The organism is Methylophilus sp. Q8, from assembly GCF_000800115.1.
Lineage (GTDB): Bacteria > Pseudomonadota > Gammaproteobacteria > Burkholderiales > Methylophilaceae > Methylophilus.
This window is the reverse complement of record NZ_JUHE01000001.1, coordinates 2,581,623-2,596,335: the sequence shown is the minus strand read 5'-3', so window position 1 is coordinate 2,596,335 and position 14,713 is coordinate 2,581,623. Positions and strand designations below refer to the sequence as shown.

Here is a 14,713-nt window from a genome sequence, read left to right as displayed (position 1 = left end):
GTCGGTGTTGGCTGGCAAGATGCGAAAGTGGCGGAATTGGTAGACGCACTGGATTTAGGTTCCAGCGCCGCGAGGCGTGAGAGTTCGAGTCTCTCCTTTCGCACCACCTTATATAATCGGGTGGTGCATGAACGAAATAACAGGCTTCCGTTGCAGGAGGCCTTTATTGTTTTTAGCGTTGGATAATGAGCAGAAAGAGATGACATATGAATATTGTACAAACACCAAATGCACCCGCTGCGATTGGCCCTTATGCGCAAGGGGTTGTCGTCGGTAATATTCTTTATACCTCTGGCCAGATTGCATTGCGTCCGGACGGCAGTTTGAATGATGGTGACATCGTGACACAAACCCGCCAGGTGTTGGCAAATCTGCAAGCAATTATTGAAGCCGCGGGCGGTAGCTTGCAGCAAGTGGTTAAAACAACGGTGTTTCTTAAAAATCTGGATGATTTTGCTGCGATGAACCAGATTTACGCTGAAGCGTTTGTGACACATACGCCTGCGCGCTCTACTGTGCAAGTGGCCAAGTTGCCACGCGATGTATTGGTGGAAATTGAAGCTATTGTTGCTTTAAAATAATGCTGGCAAGTGGTGCTTGAAGTCTGTTTTTCTGGCGCCATATAACACTTAAACACAGGCTTTTTGGCGAGCTTCGTTCTATTTGATGAAGCGAAGTGATACGCTTATTGCATAGGCATCGGCTTGAAGTTTATTTCAATTGAGACTTGTGTTATATTTTTAGGCTCTTTTTTCATAATTTGATCGCCATTAAAAGCCTTTAGAGTGTGGTCAGGTTGTGTTTAAACATTTATTAAGACGCACAAGCAGGCGTCTACTTACATAACCCATCGTTATTAAAACGATTTTTACAGGAAGTTCAGCATGGCAGCAGTATCTGTTGAAACAGTCAGCAACTTGGAACGTCGCATGACTATCAAAGTCCCTTTAGCTCCGCTGGAAGGGCAAATCAGACAACGTTTACAGCAAATTTCTCGTACAGCCAAATTTTCTGGTTTCCGTCCGGGCAAAGCGCCTATTGGCCTGGTTAATCAGCACTATGGTGATCAGGTGCGTGACGAGGTTTACTCCAAAGCGGTTGAGACCAGCTTTGGCGATGCTGTTGAGCAGAACAAGCTGCGTGTTGCTGGCTTCCCGAATATTGAACACCTGCCATTTAAAGATGCTGCAGAAGAGTTTGAATACATCGCTACTTTTGAGATTTTCCCGGAAGTAGCCGTGGGTGATCTGAGCAAAGTGAAAATCGAGCGCCCGGCACTGGAATTGTCTGATGCTGACGTAGAAAAAACACTGGATGTATTGGTGAAGCAGCGCGTCAGTTACGAGCCTGTGAAACGTGCGTCTAAAAAAGCGGATCGTATTAATATCACATTGGCGGCTTCTATCGATGGTCAACAGGTTGAAAGCACAGGCGATCGTGGTATTGACCTGGTGATTGGTGAGCCAGGCCGCGTCAAAGAGTTTGATGATGCCTTGATCGGTGGTAAAGCTGGTACTGAGAAATCATTCGATATTACTTACCCGGCTGATCACAATCCTGCACAATTGGCAGGTAAAACAGTGACTTATGACGTGAAGTTTGTGTCCGTGTCACAACCGGTTTATCCTGAAATCGACGCTGAGTTTGCTAAAAACCTGGGCGTGGAAGACGGTAACCTTGACACCATGAAGTCTGAAATCAAACAAAGTCTGGAGCAAGAAGTTGACAAGCGTATCAAAGCGCGTGTCAAAGAGTCTGTATTCCAGGCCCTGGTGGATGAAACCAGCTTCGAATTGCCAAAAGCGATTGTGTCCGCTGAAACCAACCGCCTGATGCAAGTAGCGGCACAAAACCTGCGCCAACGTGGTGTAGATCCAGCGCAAGTGCCGATGGAGCCTTCTGTGTTTGAAACACAGGCGCAACGTAACGCCAAATTGCGCATGGTATTGACTGAGTTGGTGAATACTAATAACTTGCAAGCGTCAGCTGATCAAGTACGTGCGATGGTTGATAGCTTTGCGCAAAGCTTTGAGAAGCCTGATGAGCTGGTCAGCTGGTATTATGCAGATGTTAAACGTCTGGATGAGCCTGCAGCCTTGGCAACAGAAGAGAATGTAGTGGCTTGGGTGCTGGATAAAGCCAAAGTCACTAACAAAAAAATTAAATTTGATGAATTGATGATGGCAGGTGCTTAAACCATGAATTATATGAACGCGAACGAGGGCATGATGCAACAAAGAATGGAGCCGCAAGGGCTTGGCTATATCCCAATGGTCATTGAGCAAAGTGGCCGCGGTGAGCGTTCGTATGACATCTATTCAAGATTACTCAAAGAGCGCGTCATTTTCCTGGTGGGTCCTGTCAATGATATGACAGCCAACCTGGTAGTGGCGCAGCTGTTGTTCCTTGAGGCAGAAAATCCAGACAAGGATATTTCCTTATACATTAACTCTCCAGGCGGCTCTGTGACTGCCGGTATGTCAATTTATGACACCATGCAGTTTATCAAGCCGGACGTGAGCACTTTGTGTATTGGCCAGGCGGCCAGCATGGGTGCATTTTTGCTGACTGCAGGCGCCAAGGGCAAGCGTTTTTGCCTGCCTAACTCTCGCGTGATGATTCACCAGCCACTGGGCGGTTTCCAGGGCCAGGCGTCTGATATCGCGATTCACGCCAAAGAGATTTTGTACCTCAAAGACAAATTGAATGGCATCATGGCTCATCATACGGGTCAAAATATTGAAACTATTGCCAACGATACCGATCGTGACAATTTTATGAGTGCTGACGCTGCCAAGGCTTATGGTCTGGTAGACCAGGTGATTGCCGCACGTAGCGCTGTTTAATCAGCGAGCAACCAGCAGGGGAATAGCATGGCAAACAAATCTGATAGCGAAAAGCTTTTATATTGCTCGTTTTGTGGCAAAAGCCAGCACGAAGTCAAAAAACTGATTGCTGGCCCCTCTGTATTCATTTGCGATGAATGCGTTGATTTGTGCAACGACATTATCCGCGAAGAAATCCAGAGCCTGAACGAAATCAAGTCCGCAGATAAAAAACTGCCGACACCACAAGAAATCTGCCTGATTCTGGATCAATACGTTATTGGTCAGGTACAGGCGAAAAAGAATCTGGCCGTGGCGGTATACAACCACTACAAGCGCCTGGGTTACAACCCGTTGTCTGACGCCAATCAGACCGGTAAAGATGACATCGAAGTGCAAAAAAGCAATATTTTGCTGATCGGGCCAACGGGTTCAGGTAAAACTTTGCTGGCACAAACGTTAGCACGCCTGCTGGATGTGCCATTCGTCATGGCCGATGCCACCACGTTGACTGAAGCTGGTTATGTGGGTGAAGACGTTGAAAACATCATGCAGAAATTGCTGCAAAAGTGTGACTACGACGTTGAGAAAGCGCAGCGCGGTATTGTCTATATCGATGAAGTTGACAAGATTTCCCGTAAATCTGACAACCCATCTATTACGCGTGATGTGTCAGGTGAAGGCGTGCAGCAGGCCTTGCTGAAACTGATCGAAGGCACGATTGCTTCTGTACCACCACAAGGTGGCCGCAAACATCCTAACCAGGAATTTGTGCAACTGGACACGACTAACATCCTGTTCATTTGCGGCGGTGCATTTGATGGTCTGGAAAAAGTCATTCGTCATCGCTCGGAAAAAGGCGGCATTGGTTTTGGCGCTGAAGTGAAGAGTAAAGAAGATGTGCGTGCTGTTGGCGAAGTCCTGCGCGAAGTTGAGCCAGAAGATCTGATCAAGTTTGGCCTGATTCCTGAGTTTATTGGTCGTTTGCCAGTGGTGGCAACGCTGGAGTCTCTGGATGAGGCGGCTTTGATGACGATTTTGGTTGAGCCGAAAAATGCATTGACCAAACAGTATATGAAGTTGTTCAAGATGGAAGGTGTGGAGCTGGAGTTTGAAGATTCCGCACTGCTTTTGATCGCTAAAAAAGCGCTTGAGCGTAAAACCGGTGCACGTGGTTTGCGTTCTATCATGGAACATTCATTACTTGACCTCATGTATGAATTGCCATCACTCAAGGGCCTGGCTAAGGTGATTGTAGATGCTGGCGTGATTGAACACACTTCCGAACCAATTCTGATTTATCAGGATGCGCAAAAACGCGTTGAAAACGCAAACTAAATCCCCCTTGCAATAGCCACCCGGCTATTGCAAGATAGCATCTACAACATTAGATGCCTGCTCTCTTGAATTCTCAAAGAATGTTCCCATCTAAATGCAAAGGACTGGCTCCTTTGACACTTTTTGAAAGACGCTATGACAGAACACACTTTGCTTGACTCCGAGATACCCGAAGAAAACGCTTTAATCCCGTTATTGCCATTGCGCGATGTCGTTGTCTACCCGCATTTAGTGATTCCGCTGTTTGTTGGCCGCACCAAGTCGGTTAAAGCGCTGGAACGCGCCTCAGAAGGCGATAAAAAGATTTTGCTGGTGGCCCAGAAATCGGCCAACAAAGACGATCCGACGGCAGAAGACCTGTACGAAATCGGGACGCTGGCAACCGTATTACAAATGCTGAAGTTGCCTGACGGTACCGTGAAAGTGTTGGTTGAAGGTCTGCATCGTGTGCGTGTTTCCGACTTTATGGAAACCGATGATTGCTTCATGGCATTAGGCGTAGAGGTTGAGCAAACCGACCAGGACGACAAAGAGGCTGAAGCCTTGATGCGTACCGTTATGACCCAGTTTGACCAATACGTCAAACTGAACAAAAAGATTCCCCCTGAAATCCTGACCTCATTGGCGACGATTAACGAGCCAGGCCGCTTGGCGGACACCATTTCTGCACATCTGACCCTCAAGCTCGAGGAAAAGCAAAAAGTGCTGGAAATGCTCAGTGTCATCGAGCGTTTAGAGCACTTGCTGTTCCTGATGGAGTCTGAAATTGACATCTTGCAGGTAGAGAAACGCATCCGTGGCCGTGTGAAACGCCAAATGGAGAAAAGCCAGCGTGAGTACTATCTGAATGAGCAAGTCAAAGCGATTCAGAAAGAGTTGGGCGAGCAAGACGAAAATGCCGAGATGGAAGAGCTTGAGCAGCGCATCAAAAATGCGGCCATGCCTAAAGAAGCCTTGGCTAAGGTCAGTGCCGAGTTCAAGAAACTCAAATTGATGTCCCCGATGTCAGCTGAAGCTTCTGTGGTGCGCAACTATATTGATACCTTGCTCAACCTGCCTTGGAAAAAGAAAACCAAAATCAGCAAAGACCTGCAAACCGCAGAAGAGATTCTGGATGCAGACCATTACGGCCTGGATAAAGTCAAAGAGCGGATTGTGGAGTATCTGGCGGTACAACAACGCGTAGGCAAGCTCAAGGCCCCCATCTTGTGCCTGGTGGGCCCGCCAGGGGTAGGTAAAACCTCGCTGGGGCAGAGCATCGCTAAAGCCGTGAACCGCAAGTTTGTGCGTATGGCCTTGGGCGGCGTGCGTGATGAAGCCGAAATTCGAGGCCACCGTCGTACCTACATTGGCTCCATGCCAGGTAAAGTGCTGCAGAGCATGACCAAGGTTGGCGTGAAAAACCCTTTATTCCTGCTCGACGAAGTCGACAAGATGGGGCAAGACATGCGTGGTGATCCATCCTCAGCGTTGCTGGAGGTGTTGGACCCAGAGCAAAACCATACTTTTGCCGATCACTATGTTGAAGTGGACTATGACCTGAGCGATGTCATGTTTGTGGCAACGGCTAACAGTATGAATATTCCTGAGCCATTGCTGGATCGTATGGAAATCATTCGCCTGTCCGGCTACACCGAAGACGAAAAGATCAATATCGCTCAGCGTTATCTGCTGCCTAAGCAATTAAAAGCGCACGCGCTGAAAACCACAGATATTTCTGTGGCCGAGAGTGTATTGCGCGATATCGTGCGTTATTACACGCGTGAGGCCGGTGTGCGCCGTCTGGAGCAAGAGATCGCCAAAATTTGCCGTAAAGCCGTTAAGGAGCAATTGCTGGCTAAAGGTAAAAGCAAAACGGTTAAGAAGGTCAATATCACCAGCAAAAACATTGAGCAATATCTGGGCGTGAAGCGCTACGACTTTGGCGTTGCTGCCAAAGAAAACCAGGTAGGGCAGGTGACAGGGCTGGCCTGGACTTCAGTCGGTGGCGAGCTGCTGACCATTGAAGCGGTGACTTTGCCAGGTAAAGGCAAAACCATTACCACTGGTAAGCTGGGTGATGTGATGCAAGAGTCTGTGACCGCTGCGATGAGCGTTGTGCGTAGCCGTTCAGAAGGTTTGGGCATCCCCACCGACTTCTACGAGAAGAAGGACATCCATATTCACTTGCCAGAAGGGGCGACCCCTAAAGATGGCCCAAGTGCTGGTATTGGCCTCACCACAGCGATTGTATCGGTGCTCACTGGCATTCCAGCGCGTGCTGATGTCGCGATGACAGGTGAAATTACGCTACGTGGCGAAGTCTTGCCGATTGGCGGATTGAAAGAGAAACTGTTAGCCGCCCATAGAGGTGGGATTAAAACAGTGCTAATTCCTTCTGCCAACGAAAAAGATCTGGTCGAAATTCCGGCCAATATCAAGAAGGATCTGGAGATTCATTGCGTAAAATGGATCGATCAGGTGCTGGATTTGGCTCTCGAAAGTGCGCCGCAACCTTTGGTGGTCGATGCGCCAGCTGTTGAGATTGTCGCTTCTGGCGACGCGAATTCGGAGCAAGCTGTCACGCATTAGTAAAATTGATGCGAATTATTGTCAAAAGGCCGGATTAGCGCTTGACAGCTCGTTTTGCGGCTTGATATAAAGACGGTACAGGATGTACCTGTCTTTTTAACTAGTTATTAGGGGAAACACGTGAATAAATCAGAATTGATAGATCATATTGCAAGTGCTGCTGGTATTTCTAAAGCCGCTGCGGCTCGTGCTCTGGATGCAACAACTGAGGCTATTTCCGGCGCATTGAAAAAAGGTGATCTGGTAACCTTGATTGGTTTTGGTACATTCTATGTAGGTGAGCGTTCTGCCCGTTCTGGCCGTAATCCTCGTACCGGCGCAACAATTAATATCAAAGCTGCAAAATCTCCTAAATTTAGGGCTGGTAAAGGCCTTAAAGATGCTGTAAACTAGCATTCTTTGGTTGAGCAGCGTTAGTTGCTCTGCCAGCAGTAGCAACACAAGTGGTTGTTACGGGTGCTTAGCTCAGTTGGTAGAGCGTCGCCCTTACAAGGCGAATGTCAGCGGTTCGACCCCGTTAGCACCCACCAAACAATTAAAATTAAGAGTGCGAAGTATGCGCTCTTAATTTTTTGAGTGACGCAGTACTTGAGAAGTTACTTTAATTAGTGAAGCTAAGTACTGATTAATAATTAAAAAATAGTTGTTGATTTTATAAAAAACGATGTTATAATTTCAGCTTAACGATTACCGGGAGCGGTAGTTCAGTTGGTTAGAATACCGGCCTGTCACGCCGGGGGTCGCGGGTTCGAGTCCCGTCCGCTCCGCCAAATAAAAAGCCCTGATTATTCAGGGCTTTTTTCTTTTCTGCATTTCTGTCATCTCTTTGCTATTCATATCCGCCTTTCAGCTTTGCATTTCAATTTAGATTGAATATTTAAATCGATATTTTTTGCATTGCGTCATGCATGGATCTCAAGCTTTCGGCATGCACATTTAATAATGCTTCACTCTAAGCATCCCGTACTGATGCGCCCACTTGTTTCCTGCCAATAAGGCAGCTGTCAAAGTATGAACACCGTGCTGGAATCCGGCTATATTGGCGGGTTTATGGTATAGTTTACCGTTGCAAAAATCAGGTAATGGAAACTATAAAATGTTGGAAGCACTAAGAAAACATACACAAGGATGGATGGCAAAAATCATTCTGGCGCTGATTGTGGTGCCATTTGCATTGTTTGGGATCGACTCCTATTTAAATCAGGCCGGTGGTCAAGTCGCTGTGGCCAAAGTAGATGGCCAAAAGATCTCTTTACAGGAGTTCTCTAACGCCGTTGAGAATGCACGTAACTACATGCAATCACAAGGGCAAAAAGTTGATCCAGCCATGCTGGAAAGCCCGGCATTCAAGCAGTCCGTGCTGGATGGCATTATTACCCGCCGTTTGGTAGAAGGCGCAGTTCAGGACTATCGCTTCAAAATCAGTGATGAGCAATTGAGCCAACACGTATTAGGGATGCCAGAATTTCAGAGCAACGGTAAGTTTTCTGAAGAGACTTATAATCAGCTGCTGACGCAAAATAAACTGACCCCAGCCAAGTTTGAACAAAGCGTACGTAAGGACCTGGCTGTACAGCAGGTGCGTGATGGTTTGACTAACCTGGTGTTTATGCCGAAAAAAGTGGCTGAGCAATCACTCATGTCAGAGTTTGAGCAACGTGAAGTCACTGTGGTTGACGTTAAAGTGTCTGATTTCGTCAATCAGGTCAACGTCACACCAGAGCAAGTGCAAGCCTATTACAATCAGCATAAAACCAAGTTCATCGCGCCAGCCAAGGTGAAGCTGCAATTTGCTTTGCTGACGGCCGCTGGCTTGATGGGGCAGGTAAGTGTGACGGATGCAGAGTTGAAGCAGTTCTACGACGAAAATGCGGCTAAATTGCAAGGCGACGAACAGCGTCAAGCCAGTCATATCCTGATTGGCTTCAGCAGCACAGCAACGCCAGCTGAAAAAGCAGCCGCCAAAGAGAAAGCAGAGACTATTCTTAAACAAGTCAAAGCCAACCCCAAGAGCTTTGAAAAGCTGGCAATTGAAAACTCACAAGACACTGGTTCTGCCGGTAAGGGTGGCGACCTGGGTAGCTTTGGTCGTGGCGCCATGGTGAAACCGTTTGAAGACGCAGCCTTCTCGATGAAGGTCGGCGATATCAGTGACCTGGTTGAGTCCGAGTTTGGTTACCACATTATCAAGCTGACTGGCATTACTGGTGAGTCTTCTGACTTTGACTCTGTCAAACTCAAACTGAAAGCAGAATTGCTGTTCCAGAAAGCACAAGCCAAATATGCAGAACTGGCCGATGACTTCGGTAACACTGTCTACGAGCAATCCGGCAGCCTGGACCCGGTCGCCAAGAAGTTTAATGTACAAGTACAAACCTCTCCGGCGATGAGCAAAGACGAAATCTCTAAATTCTTTAAGAGTGATCGTTTTGCAACCTTGGTATTTTCTGATGAAGTACTGAAAGAAAAGCGCAATACCGAAGCGGTTGAAGTGTCGCCAAACAACTTGATCGCCGGACGTGTGGTCGAGTATGCGCCAGAAGCACCACGTAGCTTTGATGAAGTAAAAGGCGGTATTGAGGCACTGTTGAAAGCAGAAGCCGCAGGCAAACTTGCACAACAAAAAGGTGAGGCACTGCTGGCAGACCTTAAAGCAGGTAAAGCGGCGGACACTGACTGGATTACCCCGGTGACGATTGATCGCAGAAATGCACAAGGTTTAAGCGATGGCGTGATGAGGAATGTGTTTAAGGTGAATACGCATGCCTTGCCAGCCTACTATGGTTTTAATGAAGCGAATAAGGGCTACACCGTGATTAAAGTGATTGCGGTTAACCAGAAGCTCAAAGACCAGCCAGACGTGGCTGACAGAGCGTTTAAAGCCTATCAGGCGGCATTGGGCGATGAGATGTCCCACGCTTATGTCGGCTCACTCAAAGCCAAGAAAGATATTCAGTTCAATGCGAAAGTATTGTTATCAAAAGGTAACGAATAATTTAGCGAGCTGAAGTAAAGAAAGGAGGGCGTTGCCCTCCTTTTTTATTTTGTATAGAGAGGTTTTTATTGCGAACTGGCAAGAAAACTCAAAGCGGTTGTACTACCAGATGAAAGCAACCAGGCAAGCGCGGCACAGTTAAGAGTAATCGTCATCCAGAATAAGCGTTGGAAAGAAAGCTTTTTCGATTTGTGGCGAAACCACCTTTGTGCCAGGATTGCGCCCGGCCAGCCACCAATCAATGCCAGTATATGTAATGTAGTTTCTGGTGTGCGTCTCAGATTTCGCTTGGCTGCTGATTTATCTCGCTGATAGACGATCAGCGACAAAAGGCTTGCTGCGATATAAAGGTAAAAGATAAGTGGCTGTAGTTTGCTCAAAAAAACCGCGGTAGCCATGCAGGCAAGAAAAACAATGGCAAAAAGTAACAGAAAGGTACCATCTTTGGATGGTACTGCATCATCAATGTATTTAACGCGTTCAGCCTGCAGTTTTCCATTTGCAGCCTTTTTGACTGTGTAAGTCACAATGTCATTATTCATCGGTCGGCGATAACGGTTCGTAAAAGCCGTAATATGAACAAACATCTGGTTGCCACCACCATGCGGCGTGATAAAACCAAAACCTTGTTCGTCTTTCCAAGAGGTGACTCTGCCTTGATAGCGCATAACACGATTACCTAACATTTTTAAATCTATGGCTCGTCTGTCAAATTAACTTTGGCTATTTTGACAGTGGAGCGCTTGTGAATACTATAGTGGATCTTATGTTCGCATCTAGTTTGGTAAGGTTTGGTTGCGAAGTGCGCTTTAGCGCGTTCCCTTGATGGATGGGTTAGGTCGATTTGCTATCATTTTTAACAACTATCGTGGACGCAATGACGTCGCCTAGTCTGCGATGTGCGCCAAAAAATATTAGTGCCCAATCAAGGATGCCTAGCGGAAACGTAGCGTTTCGTAGAAATGATTGAAACAAAGAGCAGGGAAGCTTCGTTTCCTTGTGAATTACCCGAATATTTAGAAGCCGTTTACCAACACTTTGACCATTAGGTAAAGCGTCTGATAACAGGAAGTACAAGAAACCAACAGCAAAGCCAAAATATACGGCGGGCTCTCTGCTGATAAAGAAATCAGATACGTAGAACACTATTATTCCGAGCAAATAAGAAACCAGCCCATCTATGAATTGCCCTTGAAACCGTTTTCCTGGGTGGGCCAGCTTAATTGATGATTCTATTTGTTGTGAGCTCATGAGCTAATTGCCTAACGTTTGAGATAAGGGGCTGCGAGTCCCTGTTGAATGATGGGTTATGCCCTAAATGTACCAAATTAGAACAGCTTGATTGTTTTTTGCAGCATTTGAATAAAAAGACTGGAGCTGTAGAAAATTTGGTAAACGTAAGTTTCCATGAGGTCACGCCCTTCTTCAAGCCACTGTCCTGGAAATATATTTTATTTTGGGGTTGTAGTGCTGTTCGAGGTTTTCTTTTGTAAGAGATGCCAAGGCGTCGTTTAGCACCATCACTTCTTCGGGAGAAAATACAGCAGCAGCCCTAATCCGAAATCGAATCGTTCGTCACGCTTTTCGGTTCTACCCTCAATCGCAATAAGTGGTGCATCAAGAGGTAACTCCTCAATTTTTTTTGCAAGCCGTGGTTCTTGAATTGTTTCAGGTTTTTTTGCAAAAAATCCTGCGACCCTTGATAATAATGAAGGTTTTGGTGCGTGTTGTTTATGCAAATATTCTTGCATCATTAAGGCATTATGTTCGTCTTCTGCTCGTTTGCATGGAGAAAGTAACCATGCCATTGGCTCGTATGAACGGTCTATATCAATTACTTCAGCACCTGCAAGATGACCAGTAGATCCAGTGGACAATGCTTCAGGCGTGGCAGCACATTCTTCTATCTGGGTAGGTGTAAACGACCGTAGTAAGCCACAATACTCATGCATTTCTCCTTAGTGCATAACGTTTATATAAGGAGCGCTTAAGCCCATCCCGCTTGAATGATAGGTTAGATGCCATGAGTTTCAAATCCTAAAATAAGTGGGATAAAAAAACACACAAAAACACCTAGTGATGTAACAACAAACAATATGAATGCCTTGGCTAGGTATGCCCAAAAGATTGTTTTGGTGTTTTTAGCACAGAGCCAAACTAAAGATGTGATGGTGATTGTTATAAAAAATGCAACAACAAGAAACAGGACTAAAAAGGCCTTTAAATTAAACTGTGGATATATGTCGGTATTAAACAAAAGCCACAGAACTGAGGCACATAAAGCTACATAGCCTAATAAAACTGGGGAGTAAAGCAGCCAAAAAACTTTCCAAAGTTGCAATTTCCCAGAATAGGCAGACTTAAGAAATTGATTTTGTGAGATGGATGGTAAGTCGGTCATTTGGCATCTAACGTTGGAGTTAAGGGGCCAGCTTTAGCTGGTCCCGCTTGAATGATGGGTTAGGCTGAAGCTGCCTCATTTATTATTTCTTTACCTTGAACTTGTTTAAGTTATTTCCTAGCGAATCATCGCCTAGATTCCATTCGAAAATTGCAGCATCATTTTTGCGTACGGCATAGTACCCAACAAGGTCACTTCCAACCCAATCTCTTGGCACGTCAAAGTGGTAATGCAATTGAAAAACAAAATATTTTTTTGAAGTGGAATAGAGCCAACAATAGTATTTGCCTTCTGGGTCTTCCATGGCTGAAAGGTGCTTTTTCTTGGCAGCATCAGTCAACACGGTGCATGCTTCGGTTTCAGATTTGATTGCGGCATTTGCAGTACATGCAAACATCATTAGAACAAAGATGGCTGACTTACCTCTGTGCATATAGAAGCCTAACGTCGGAATTGAGGGGCTTTGGTATGAACATTGCCATGAAATAAGTCAGTGACCAAGCAGCTTTCGCCCATGGGCCAGTTTCTGTGAATTGGCTAATCCCAAAAATGCCGATAAAAGGGAGCGCAACGATTGAGGCAAGAATAATCTTCTCAGCTGCTGTGCCATACAACGAGCGCAATGGGGAGAGAACCGGTGTAAGAATGAGCAGAATTATGGGGCAAGCCAATAGTGAAATTAGCAGGGCTTGACGCTTTGGTGTTGCTTGCTGTTGCAACGTATTTCTCCCTGAGCCCTAACGTTTGACATAAGGGGCGCGCTTTAGCGCGTCCCACTTGATGGATAGGTTAGGCAATGTGTATATCACTTAGCTCTCCATTGATATTTCTTCAACTTGCCCAGACTCATCAAAGCGCACGCTAATGACATAATCCGTTACGTCTTCAGGTAACGTAAAGTCAAATGTTTCAATTTCATCATCGCCTCCCCAATGTTCACGAAGTACAAGTATGCCGAGTACGTTAATTGGTTCAGGTTTTGCAGTGCCAAGGTGTGTTTGCCAATATTCGCCTTCGATTTCTTCTAAGTGATGTTCAACGAATAATGTGGCGCCAGATTCATCTTCTTCTGTGCCAAATGCAGCTCGTATAGCAGTAATAGCTGCCTTCTCTCGTTTTTCAATTTCATTTTGCATATTTCTTTCCCCTTGTTAATTGCCTAACGTTTGAAGTAAGGGGCGCCGTTAGGCGTCCCGCTTGAATGATTGGTTAGAGCGAAACTTAAATAGCAGCAACCCAATAACCAAAATATTAAATAATGCTAAGCCAGAAACAAACCAAACACCAGGCAACTGATTTAATACTTGTGAGCGACCAAAAGTAGCAGCTTGAATGAGAGCACTCTGAACTTCGGGCTGTGAGCAGCTAGAACAGGATATGTCTTTGGGAACAACTTGAGCCCAAGTAACAAACCCAGCACCAACAGATGCAACCACCCAAACCAAATTGGAAATTACAGCTAGCAGAAATAAACCCCAGCGAATCATATTTAGCTCTAACGTTAATTAGACACCAAAAGCGAACTTAATATTTTATTGGGGATAGTGTATATAAACATAAAGTTATTCATTATTTTTTAATAATCATATAGTTACTATTTTTTCGTGCACCACTTTTAATTCTATTTATATTTTAGTGCACCTTGTCTTTGCTTACCGTTTTGATAGCAACGAATAAGCTCTAAGTAATTTACTGCATTATTGTTAAATCATGCAAGTGCTCAGCATTGAGCTGTAAAAAAACGCCTGACTTTTTACAGTGCAGGCGTTTTTTGTTTGTTGGCGATTTAGTCGATTTGACCCGCTGCGGTAATATTCATACCACCATCAACATAAGTGATTTCACCAGTCACACCAGATGCCAGGTCGCTGGATAAGAAGGCGGCAACGTTACCGACTTCTTCAATCGTGACGTTGCGGCGCAGGGCGGCGTGTTTTTCGTTAAAGCCGATCATTTTGTCGAAGTCGGCGATGCCTGAAGCAGCCAGCGTTTTGATCGGGCCGGCAGAGACTGCGTTAACGCGGATGCCACGTGGGCCCAGGCTTTGTGCTAGGTAGCGGACGTTGGCTTCCAGGCTGGCTTTAGCCACGCCCATGACGTTGTAGTTAGGCATGGTGCGCTCTGCGCCCAGGTAGCTCAGTGTGAGCAGGCTGCCGTTGCGGCCTTGCATCATTGGGTACGCTGCTTTAGCCATGGCGGAGAAGCTGTAGGAGCTGATATCGTGCGCGATATGAAAGTATTCGCGGCTGATATTGTCCAGGTAGTCACCATCAAGGGCGACTTTAGGCACGAAGGCGATAGAGTGTATCAAGCCATCGAGGCCGTCCCAGACTTTGGCCAGCTCTACGAACAGGTTGTCGATTTGCGCATCTTCAGCCACGTCACAGGGTAAAACGATGTCGGACTCGAAGTCAGCAGCCAGGTCGCGCACACGCTTTTCGTGTTTGTCGACCTGATAGGTAAAGGCCAGCTCAGCGCCTTCACGCTTCATTGCGGCTGCAATGCCATAAGCGATTGAACGATTGCTCAGCAAACCGGCAATCAGAATTTTTTTTCCAGCAAGAAATGCCATGCTTGTTCCTG

At 46.1% G+C, this 14,713-nt stretch carries 15 protein-coding genes and 3 tRNA genes; 10 read left to right on the top strand and 8 right to left on the bottom strand.

All coding sequences use genetic code 11. The features are described from left to right. Positions 1 to 21 precede the first annotated feature (21 nt). From GQ52_RS12270 to GQ52_RS12225, 10 genes are all read left to right on the top strand, one after another. Positions 22 to 106, top strand: a tRNA-Leu gene (locus GQ52_RS12270). Between the two features lie 100 nt (positions 107 to 206). Further along, on the top strand, positions 207 to 581 hold the full coding sequence (locus tag GQ52_RS12265; protein ID WP_019882237.1) for a RidA family protein: 375 nt from the start codon (positions 207 to 209) through the stop codon (positions 579 to 581). Positions 582 to 884: 303 nt separating this feature from the next. Beyond that, complete coding sequence (gene tig, locus GQ52_RS12260) at positions 885 to 2,195, top strand: trigger factor (RefSeq protein WP_047518084.1); 1,311 nt, start codon at positions 885 to 887, stop codon at positions 2,193 to 2,195. Between the two features lie 3 nt (positions 2,196 to 2,198). Continuing rightward, complete coding sequence (clpP, locus tag GQ52_RS12255; RefSeq protein WP_019882239.1) at positions 2,199 to 2,846, top strand: ATP-dependent Clp endopeptidase proteolytic subunit ClpP; 648 nt, start codon at positions 2,199 to 2,201, stop codon at positions 2,844 to 2,846. A gap of 27 nt (positions 2,847 to 2,873) precedes the next feature. Next, complete coding sequence (gene clpX, locus GQ52_RS12250) at positions 2,874 to 4,163, top strand: ATP-dependent Clp protease ATP-binding subunit ClpX (protein WP_019882240.1); 1,290 nt, start codon at positions 2,874 to 2,876, stop codon at positions 4,161 to 4,163. A 135-nt stretch (positions 4,164 to 4,298) separates the two neighbouring features. Next, positions 4,299 to 6,734, top strand: a complete 2,436-nt coding sequence (gene lon / locus GQ52_RS12245; RefSeq protein WP_047518082.1) for an endopeptidase La — start codon at positions 4,299 to 4,301, stop codon at positions 6,732 to 6,734. 120 nt (positions 6,735 to 6,854) lie between these two features. Beyond that, complete coding sequence (locus tag GQ52_RS12240) at positions 6,855 to 7,127, top strand: HU family DNA-binding protein (protein ID WP_019882242.1); 273 nt, start codon at positions 6,855 to 6,857, stop codon at positions 7,125 to 7,127. Positions 7,128 to 7,188: 61 nt separating this feature from the next. Continuing rightward, positions 7,189 to 7,264, top strand: a tRNA-Val gene (locus GQ52_RS12235). A gap of 163 nt (positions 7,265 to 7,427) precedes the next feature. Then, positions 7,428 to 7,504 (top strand) — tRNA-Asp (locus tag GQ52_RS12230). 326 nt (positions 7,505 to 7,830) lie between these two features. Continuing rightward, positions 7,831 to 9,729 carry a SurA N-terminal domain-containing protein gene (locus GQ52_RS12225; RefSeq protein ID WP_047518080.1) on the top strand — a complete coding sequence of 633 codons (1,899 nt, stop codon included), beginning with the start codon at positions 7,831 to 7,833 and terminating at the stop codon, positions 9,727 to 9,729. A gap of 65 nt (positions 9,730 to 9,794) precedes the next feature. Here GQ52_RS12225 and GQ52_RS12220 read toward each other — a convergent pair whose 3' ends face one another. From GQ52_RS12220 to GQ52_RS12185, 8 genes are all read right to left on the bottom strand, one after another. Further along, complete coding sequence (locus GQ52_RS12220) at positions 9,795 to 10,415, bottom strand: cold shock and DUF1294 domain-containing protein (RefSeq protein WP_047518078.1); 621 nt, start codon at positions 10,413 to 10,415, stop codon at positions 9,795 to 9,797. Positions 10,416 to 10,563: 148 nt separating this feature from the next. Continuing rightward, positions 10,564 to 10,980 carry an RDD family protein gene (locus GQ52_RS12215; protein ID WP_047518076.1) on the bottom strand — a complete coding sequence of 139 codons (417 nt, stop codon included), beginning with the start codon at positions 10,978 to 10,980 and terminating at the stop codon, positions 10,564 to 10,566. A gap of 269 nt (positions 10,981 to 11,249) precedes the next feature. Then, positions 11,250 to 11,681: a hypothetical protein gene (locus GQ52_RS12210; RefSeq protein ID WP_047518074.1), complete on the bottom strand. Its 432-nt coding sequence runs from the start codon at positions 11,679 to 11,681 to the stop codon at positions 11,250 to 11,252. Between the two features lie 62 nt (positions 11,682 to 11,743). Further along, positions 11,744 to 12,130: a hypothetical protein gene (locus GQ52_RS12205; protein WP_047518072.1), complete on the bottom strand. Its 387-nt coding sequence runs from the start codon at positions 12,128 to 12,130 to the stop codon at positions 11,744 to 11,746. Positions 12,131 to 12,212: 82 nt separating this feature from the next. Continuing rightward, positions 12,213 to 12,563 carry a hypothetical protein gene (locus GQ52_RS12200; protein ID WP_047518070.1) on the bottom strand — a complete coding sequence of 117 codons (351 nt, stop codon included), beginning with the start codon at positions 12,561 to 12,563 and terminating at the stop codon, positions 12,213 to 12,215. A 376-nt stretch (positions 12,564 to 12,939) separates the two neighbouring features. Beyond that, positions 12,940 to 13,266, bottom strand: coding sequence for a DUF2004 domain-containing protein (locus GQ52_RS12190; protein ID WP_047518068.1), 327 nt, complete (start codon positions 13,264 to 13,266; stop codon positions 12,940 to 12,942). 48 nt (positions 13,267 to 13,314) lie between these two features. Beyond that, positions 13,315 to 13,617 carry a hypothetical protein gene (locus tag GQ52_RS14135; protein ID WP_152604429.1) on the bottom strand — a complete coding sequence of 101 codons (303 nt, stop codon included), beginning with the start codon at positions 13,615 to 13,617 and terminating at the stop codon, positions 13,315 to 13,317. Between the two features lie 299 nt (positions 13,618 to 13,916). Then, a complete protein-coding gene (locus tag GQ52_RS12185; protein ID WP_024930069.1) occupies positions 13,917 to 14,702 on the bottom strand; it encodes an enoyl-ACP reductase in 786 nt (261 codons plus the stop codon). Positions 14,703 to 14,713 lie beyond the last annotated feature (11 nt).

Excerpts from the sequence above, each read along its gene's own strand:
- GQ52_RS12265 (WP_019882237.1), top strand. The coding sequence starts at position 207 with ATGAATATTGTACAAACACCAAATGCACCCGCTGCGATTGGCCCTTAT.
- tig (WP_047518084.1), top strand. The coding sequence starts at position 885 with ATGGCAGCAGTATCTGTTGAAACAGTCAGCAACTTGGAACGTCGCATG.
- clpP (WP_019882239.1), top strand. The coding sequence starts at position 2,199 with ATGAATTATATGAACGCGAACGAGGGCATGATGCAACAAAGAATGGAG.
- clpX (WP_019882240.1), top strand. The coding sequence starts at position 2,874 with ATGGCAAACAAATCTGATAGCGAAAAGCTTTTATATTGCTCGTTTTGT.
- lon (WP_047518082.1), top strand. The coding sequence starts at position 4,299 with ATGACAGAACACACTTTGCTTGACTCCGAGATACCCGAAGAAAACGCT.
- GQ52_RS12225 (WP_047518080.1), top strand. The coding sequence starts at position 7,831 with ATGTTGGAAGCACTAAGAAAACATACACAAGGATGGATGGCAAAAATC.
- GQ52_RS12220 (WP_047518078.1), bottom strand. The coding sequence starts at position 10,415 with ATGTTAGGTAATCGTGTTATGCGCTATCAAGGCAGAGTCACCTCTTGG.
- GQ52_RS12215 (WP_047518076.1), bottom strand. The coding sequence starts at position 10,980 with ATGAGCTCACAACAAATAGAATCATCAATTAAGCTGGCCCACCCAGGA.
- GQ52_RS12210 (WP_047518074.1), bottom strand. The coding sequence starts at position 11,681 with ATGCATGAGTATTGTGGCTTACTACGGTCGTTTACACCTACCCAGATA.
- GQ52_RS12205 (WP_047518072.1), bottom strand. The coding sequence starts at position 12,130 with ATGACCGACTTACCATCCATCTCACAAAATCAATTTCTTAAGTCTGCC.
- GQ52_RS12200 (WP_047518070.1), bottom strand. The coding sequence starts at position 12,563 with ATGCACAGAGGTAAGTCAGCCATCTTTGTTCTAATGATGTTTGCATGT.
- GQ52_RS12190 (WP_047518068.1), bottom strand. The coding sequence starts at position 13,266 with ATGCAAAATGAAATTGAAAAACGAGAGAAGGCAGCTATTACTGCTATA.
- GQ52_RS14135 (WP_152604429.1), bottom strand. The coding sequence starts at position 13,617 with ATGATTCGCTGGGGTTTATTTCTGCTAGCTGTAATTTCCAATTTGGTT.
- GQ52_RS12185 (WP_024930069.1), bottom strand. The coding sequence starts at position 14,702 with ATGGCATTTCTTGCTGGAAAAAAAATTCTGATTGCCGGTTTGCTGAGC.